Source organism: Nocardia aurea, assembly GCF_003123685.1.
Taxonomy (GTDB): Bacteria; Actinomycetota; Actinomycetes; order Mycobacteriales; family Mycobacteriaceae; genus Nocardia; species Nocardia aurea.
On the sequence record NZ_QCYJ01000173.1, the window covers coordinates 1 to 1969 of the forward strand.

The following is a 1969-nucleotide window of genomic DNA, read 5'->3' on the forward strand; positions in this document are numbered from 1 at the left end:
AGGCTGCTCGGGATGCGCCCCAAGCCGCCGCCCAGGTACCGCATCCTCGTCATGATGGCCACCAACCGGCCCGACGCGCTCGACGAGGCACTGCTGCGGCCCGGCCGCATCGACCGCATCTACAAGGTCGGCTACCCGTCCAAGGCCGGGCGGCTGCGGACGTACCAGGGCTACTTCGACAAGGTCGACCACCAGCTCACCGCCCAGCAGATCGACAAGCTCGCCACGATCACCCCGTACGCGACCGGCGCCACGATCAAGGACCTGGTCAACGAGTCGCTCATCACCGCCATCCGCGACGGGCGCGAGACCATCACCTGGTCGGACGTGCTGCGCGCCAAGCGGCTCAAGCAGCTCGGCCCGCCCGAGGACGTCGAGTACATCGAGCGCGAACGGCACGCCGTGGCCGTGCACGAGGCCTGCCACGCGGTGGTCGCGTACGTGACCCGCTTCCACCTCGAGATCGACATCGCCACCATCGAGAAGGGCGCCGACTACCTCGGCATGGTCGCCTCGATCAAGCCCGAGGACCAGTTCACCCGGTGGAAGTCCGAGTACGAGGCCGACATCATGGTCTCTCTGGCCTCGCTGGCGGGCGAGCGGATGTTCTTCAGCGAGGACAACTCGTCCGGCGTGTCCGGCGACCTCCACTCGGCCACCTACCTGACCGCTCTCATGGAGTCGTACTGGGGGATGGGCTCCGGCGTCACCTCGCTGCCCGCCCTCCAGGAGCTGGAGATCATGGGGGGCGGCAAGGCCCTGCCCAGGCGCGGCGGCGGGGCCGGCGGCGGCGCCATCGGCATCACCGACAGGGAGCCGCGCAGGGAACAGGCCGAGCTGGCGCCCGACGTGCTGGGGGAGCGGATCGAGTTCAACCTGGTCCGGCTGCTGGAGAAGACCGAACGGCTGCTGCAGGAGCACCGCCGCGACGTGCTCTGCCTGGCTCACGCGCTGGAGACCCACAAGACGCTCAACGGCGACGACGTGGTGGCCATCATCGAGCGGTCTCCGGGGCCGATCGTCGACGGCACCGTCTACGCCTCCGAGGAGCTGTACCAGGACCTGGAGGAGTACCACCGCGACGCGGCCAGGGCGCACAAGGAGCACAGCCGGATCGAGCGGGAGCTGCCGGGACCGCAGGCCGAGCAGGCTCTTCCGGCCGTCCACGCGCCGGGGCCGCTCGCGGCGGCATCAGGCCCGCCCACGATGGCCGTCGAGGTGGTCACCGGCCCAGGCCAGGTGAGCGCCGCGCTGGGCGCGCAGGGCGTGGAGCCCCCGCCGGTCGCGCAGTCCCAGCCGGTCGCGCAGCCCGAGCAGGCCGGGCAGCCGGTGCGTCCCGAGTTCGTGATGCCCTGGGCGCCCGAATCCGCTCCCGCGTATCACCAGGCGCCGTCCGAGCAGCCCCCGCCGCCGCGCAGCCCGCGGGTGTGGGTGGTGATCGCGAGCCTGCTCGTGCTCGTGGCGCTCGCCCTCATCGCCGGGCTGGCCGTGACGGGGATGGCCACGCCGGCCGGCACCGCCCCGGTGGCCGGCGGCGTCGCCTCGCCGTGGCTGCTCCTCGTGCTGTTCGTCGTCGTGGTCGCCGCGATCGTCGGCGCCGGACTCGCGGTGGTCGCCGTCAAGGGGCTGCGCTCGGCCCAGGCCAAGGCCGAGCGCGAACGCGACGAGGCCCACGCCCGCGCCCAGTTGCTGGCCGCCGCCATGGACCCCGACACGGCCATGCGGCTGCTCGGCTACGACGGCAAGAACCCCGGCGGACGGAACTGACCCAGGACGACCGATCACGCGTACCCCTGAACCGGCCCCCGCCCGGCTCACGTCGTACATACGTGAACCGACTCGTCGTGATCCTCGCCGCGTCCGCCGCCCTGACCGGGTGCGGCCTCGCGGAGCCCCGCACCTGCACGGGCATCGGCACCCCGGTCGGCGTCGGCGTGACCGTCGAGCCGCCGCTGGCGGCCGAGGCGCG

At 72.6% G+C, this 1969-nt stretch carries 1 protein-coding gene; it reads left to right on the plus strand.

From position 1 onward, the window contains the following. Positions 1–1767, plus strand: a 1767-nt coding sequence (locus DAT37_RS42560; protein ID WP_157978992.1) for an AAA family ATPase, incomplete at its 5' end; no start/stop codon positions are given. Positions 1768–1969: the final 202 nt, after the last annotated feature.